General features: G+C 63.4%; 5 protein-coding genes and 1 pseudogene. All 6 read left to right on the top strand.

What is annotated here, in order from left to right; all coding sequences use genetic code 11:
• Positions 1 to 132 (top strand): annotated as a pseudogene (locus EN750_RS40815) (peptidoglycan-binding protein); the annotation flags it as partial.
• 260 nt (positions 133 to 392) lie between these two features.
• Positions 393 to 2,036 carry an ABC transporter substrate-binding protein gene (locus tag EN750_RS17990; RefSeq protein ID WP_127397217.1) on the top strand — a complete coding sequence of 548 codons (1,644 nt, stop codon included), beginning with the start codon at positions 393 to 395 and terminating at the stop codon, positions 2,034 to 2,036.
• A gap of 18 nt (positions 2,037 to 2,054) precedes the next feature.
• Positions 2,055 to 3,122 carry an ABC transporter permease gene (locus tag EN750_RS17985; RefSeq protein ID WP_127397216.1) on the top strand — a complete coding sequence of 356 codons (1,068 nt, stop codon included), beginning with the start codon at positions 2,055 to 2,057 and terminating at the stop codon, positions 3,120 to 3,122.
• Positions 3,119 to 4,039, top strand: coding sequence for a nickel transporter permease (gene nikC, locus EN750_RS17980; protein ID WP_127397215.1), 921 nt, complete (start codon positions 3,119 to 3,121; stop codon positions 4,037 to 4,039). The genes EN750_RS17985 and nikC overlap by 4 nt, the downstream gene beginning before the upstream one ends.
• Positions 4,036 to 4,881, top strand: a complete 846-nt coding sequence (locus EN750_RS17975; RefSeq protein ID WP_127397214.1) for an ABC transporter ATP-binding protein — start codon at positions 4,036 to 4,038, stop codon at positions 4,879 to 4,881. The genes nikC and EN750_RS17975 overlap by 4 nt, the downstream gene beginning before the upstream one ends.
• Positions 4,878 to 5,064 (top strand): ATP-binding cassette domain-containing protein (locus EN750_RS17970; RefSeq protein ID WP_127397213.1); only part of this gene is annotated, 187 nt, incomplete at its 3' end. The genes EN750_RS17975 and EN750_RS17970, both read left to right, overlap by 4 nt.

Here is a 5,064-nt window from a genome sequence, read left to right as displayed (position 1 = left end):
GGCTATGATGTCGGCAGCGCCGATGGCCTGCCCGGCTTCAAGACCCGCCGTTCGATCGGCACTTGGCAAGCCAAGAACGGGCGCGCCGCCACCTGCTTCCCTGACGCCGGCCTTGTCGCGGCTCTGAAGTAGTCGCGACATTCGCCAGATTTTCCCGATCGGCAGCCTCTATTGGCTGGCTTATGCGTCGACATCCACCGGCCTTTCTGGCCCATTGAGCCGTCGTATAAATGCTCGTTGCCCGCCACGAGGCCGCCGGATATGGTGTTGACCAACTGGACAAAAACCGCAACGGTAAGAGGTCAGTGGGGCCGTCTCAAGGCCCGAAAAGAATTCCACAACCCTGAGCCGGGAACTCAGGTCAACAAACAACAAAACAGGGAACGATCACGATGATGATGGAAAAGTTTGCTCTACGCTCTCGCTTCCTGCTGGCGGGTGCAGCCATGTCCGCGCTGCTTCTGGCCGGCGCGCCCGCCGGTGCGGTCACGCCCGCCGACACGCTGGTCGAAGGTTTCGCGATCGACGACATCATCTCCATGGATCCGGGCGAGGCGTTCGAGCTGTCGACCGCCGAGGTCACCGGCAACACCTATGATCTGCTTGTCCGTCTCGACCTCAGCGACACCTCCAAGGTCAAGGGAGACCTTGCCGAAAGCTGGACCGTCTCCGACGACGGCCTGACCTACACATTCAAGCTCAAGCCCGGCCTGAAATTCGCCTCCGGCAATCCGATCACCGCCGCCGACGTCGCCTGGTCTTTCGAACGTGTGGTCAAGCTCGACAAAAGCCCGGCCTTCATCATCGGCCAGTTCGGCATCAGCGGCGACAACGTCGCCGAGAAGGCCAAGGCGGTCGACGAGACCACCTTCCAGTTCACCGTCGACAAGGCCTATGCGCCAAGCTTCGTGCTGAACTGCCTGTCGGCCACGGTTGCGTCGGTCGTCGACGCCAAGCTGGTCAAGGAGCACATCGCGGCCGTGACCCCCAGTGCCGACTATAAATGGGACAATGACTTCGGCAATGCCTGGCTGAAAACCGGCTATGCCGGTTCGGGCGCCTACAAGCTGCGTGAATGGCGCGCCAACGAAGCCGTCGTCATGGAGCGCAACGACAATTACCATGGCGAGAAGGCCAAACTTGCCCGCGTCATCTACCGCAACATGAAGGAAAGCTCGGGCCAGCGCCTGGCGCTCGAAGCCGGCGACATCGACGTTGCCCGCAATCTCGAGCCGAACGATCTCGACGCCATCGCCAAGAATGCTGATCTGACCTCGACCAGCGCGCCGAAGGGCACGGTCTATTACATCAGCCTCAACCAGAAGAATGCCAACCTTGCCAAGCCCGAGGTGCGCCAAGCGTTCAAATACCTGGTAGACTACGATGCGCTGAGCTCGACGATCCTCAAGGGCATCGGCGAAATCCACCAGACCTTCCTGCCCAAGGGCGTGCTCGGCGAATTGGATGAGAATCCGTTCAAGCTCGATGTCGCCAAGGCCAAGGAGTTGCTGGCCAAGGCCGGTCTGCCCGACGGCTTCAGCGTAACCATGGACGTACGCACCGGCCAGCCGACGACCGGCATGGCGGAATCGATCCAGCAGACGCTTGGCCAGGCCGGCATCAAGCTCGAGATCATCCCGGGCGACGGCAAGCAGACGCTGACCAAATATCGCGCCCGCAACCACGACATCTATATCGGCCAGTGGGGCCAAGACTATTTCGACCCGAATTCCAACGCCCAGACCTTTGCCTCGAACCCGGACAATTCGGATGCGGGCAAGTCCAAGACGCTCGCCTGGCGCAACGCCTGGGACATTCCGGACCTGACCAAGGAAACGGAAGCAGCACTGCTCGAGAAGGACGCCGGCAAACGCGCTGACATGTACAAGGATCTCGAGAAGAAAATCCTCGACACCAGCCCCTTCGTCGTCATCCACCAGCAGCTGGAAGTCGCCGGCCTGCGCAAGAACCTCAAGGGCTTTGCGCTCGGCCCGAGCTTCGACACCAATTTCGTCGGGCCGGTGTCCAAGGAATAGTGCTCGCGGACACGCGGCATGAGCACGGTTGAAAAGGAAGTGGCGGCGGGGCGCGGCAGCGCCCGCGCCGTCGTTATTGCATCATCGCTTGGCCGTTTCCTGGTCATCGCGATCACGACTTATCTTGGCCTGCTCGCGGTCACCTTCTTCATCGGCCGCGTCATTCCGATCGACCCGGTGCTGGCGGTGCTCGGCGACCGGGCGCCGGCCAATGTCGTCGAGCGCACGCGCCGCGAGATGGGCCTCGATCTGCCGTTGATCGAGCAGTTCTACATCTATGTGAAAAATGCCCTGAACGGTAATTTCGGCGTCTCCGTGCTGACCACCAATCCGGTCATGACCGACATTCGCCGGGCGCTTCCGGCAACCACCGAACTGGCGACGCTCGGAACGCTGATCGGGGCGCTGTTCGGCGTGCCGCTCGGCGTGCTGGCGGCGGTCAAGCGCGGCAGCCTCATCGACCAGATCGTGCGCGTCATCGGCCTGATCGGTTATTCCGTGCCGATCTTCTGGCTGGGGCTGCTGGGGCTGGTGCTGTTTTACGCCAAGCTGCAATGGGTTGCCTTCCCGGCGCGGCTCGACGTCGTCTACGAATACACTTTTACGCCGATCACCGGCTTCTATCTCCTCGACTCCGCGATGCAGGGGCAGTGGGACGTGTTTTACGACGCCTTCCGCCACATCATCCTGCCGGCATCGCTGCTCGGCTACTTCTCGCTCGCCTATATCAGCCGCATGACGCGCTCGTTCATGCTCAACGAACTGTCCCAGGAATACATCGTCGCGGCACGCGCCAAGGGCCTGTCGGAAACCCGCATCATCTGGGGCCACGCGCTGCGCAATGCGGCGGTGCCGATGGTGACGGTGATCGCGCTCTCCTATGCCGGACTGCTCGAAGGTTCGGTGCTGACCGAGACCGTCTTCTCATGGCCAGGCATCGGCCTCTACATCACCAACTCGCTGCAGAACGCAGACATGAATGCGGTGCTCGGCGGCACCATCGTCATCGGCTCGGTGTTCATCGCCATCAATCTCCTCTCCGACCTGCTGTATCGGGTGCTCGATCCGAGGACGAAGTCCGCATGAGCGTCGAGACCATCCAGAGCCGTCGCGATTGGCTGCTCAGCGAGCGGCCGGCCTCGCGCATGCAGGCAAGGCTCGGCCGCGCCTATGTGGCGTGGCGGCGCTTTTCCGCCAACCGTCTGGCCTTTCTCGGCCTGCTCATCATCGTTGCCCTGCTGGTCGTTGCCGCCCTTGCCGGCGTGCTGGCACCTTATTCTCCGACGTTCGGCGACCTGAAGAACGCGCGCCTGCTGGCGCCGAGCGCCGAGCACTGGTTCGGCACCGATGATCTCGGCCGCGATATCCTGTCGCGCATCCTCTACGGCTCGCGCTGGACCCTTTATGTGGTCATCCTGGTCGCCATCATCGCGGCACCGATCGGCCTTCTGGTCGGCACGGTGGCCGGCTATGCCGGCGGCTGGACCGATGCCATCCTGATGCGCATCACGGACATCTTCCTCGCCTTTCCCAAGCTGATCCTGGCGCTGGCCTTTGTCGCAGCACTTGGCCCGGGCATCGAGAATGCGGTGCTGGCCATCGCCATCACCTCATGGCCGCCCTACGCCCGCATCGCGCGGGCAGAGACGCTGACGGTGCGCAATTCCGATTACATCAAGGCGGTGCAGCTGATGGGCGCCTCGCCCTTCCGCATCGTGCTGCGCCATATCATGCCGCTTTGCATTTCGTCCCTGATCGTCAGGGTGACGCTCGACATGGCCGGCATCATCCTGACCGCCGCCGGGCTCGGTTTCCTCGGCCTCGGCGCGCAACCGCCGCTGCCCGAATGGGGCACGATGATCGCTTCGGGCCGCCGCTTCGTGCTCGACCAGTGGTGGGTGGCCGGTGCGCCGGGCTTCGCCATCCTCATCGTCAGCCTCGGCTTCAACCTGCTCGGCGACGGCCTGCGCGACGCGCTCGATCCTCGCAGTGGTGACCAATGAGCAGGGAAACGAAGACGCTTCTCGACGTCGACGACCTGCGCGTCACCTTCCCGACCCGCACCGGTCTAATCGAGGCGGTGCGCGGCGTTTCCTTTTCGCTCGGCCGCGAAAGGCTCGGCATCGTCGGCGAGTCCGGCTCGGGAAAATCGCAGACCGGCCGCGCCATCATGGGCCTGACGCCGCCGCAGGCCCGGATATCGGCCAACAAGCTCGCCTTCGACGGCATCGACCTGCTCAGCGTCTCGCCGCGCGAACGTCGGAAGCTGCGCGGCAAACGCATCGCCATGATCCTGCAGGACCCGAAATATTCGCTCGACCCTGTCATGAGCATCGGCCGCCAGATCGTCGAGACGCTGCGCACCCATGAAAAGGTCGGCAAGGCCGAGGCGCGCGACCGCGCATTGGCCATGCTGGAGGCGGTGCAGATCCGTGATCCCTCTCGCGTCTTCAACCTGCATCCGCATGAAGTTTCGGGCGGCATGGGCCAGCGCGCCATGATCGCCATGATGCTGATCGCCGGTCCGGAAATGATGATCGCCGACGAGCCGACCTCGGCGCTCGACGTCACCGTGCAGCTTGATGTGCTCGGCATTCTCGACCGGCTGGTCAGTGAGCGCGGCATGGGGCTGATCTTCATCTCGCACGATCTGCGCCTGGTCTCGTCCTTCTGCGACCGCGTCATCGTCATGTATGCCGGCAAGGTGGTAGAGCAGCTCAAAGCGTCCGAACTCGGCCATGCCCAGCATCCCTACACGCGCGGCTTGCTCAATTGCATGCCCAAGATCGGCGCCGACCGCCACCCGCTGCCGGTGCTCGACCGCAAGCCGGAGTGGGCGGCATGACTTCCGCGATTGCCGTCGACAGGCTGGAAGTGATCTTCGACCGTTTTCGCGCACTGAAGGGCGTCAGCCTCGACGTGCAGCCGGGCGAATCCTTCGGCCTGGTCGGTGAATCCGGCTCCGGCAAATCGACGCTGCTGCGGGCCATCGCCGGCCTTGCACCGGTCGCTTCGGGCGGCATCGCCG

Source organism: Mesorhizobium sp. M7A.F.Ca.ET.027.03.2.1, from assembly GCF_003999175.1.
In the GTDB taxonomy this organism is placed as follows: domain Bacteria; phylum Pseudomonadota; class Alphaproteobacteria; order Rhizobiales; family Rhizobiaceae; genus Mesorhizobium.
This window is presented reverse-complemented; position numbering and strand designations above follow the sequence as displayed.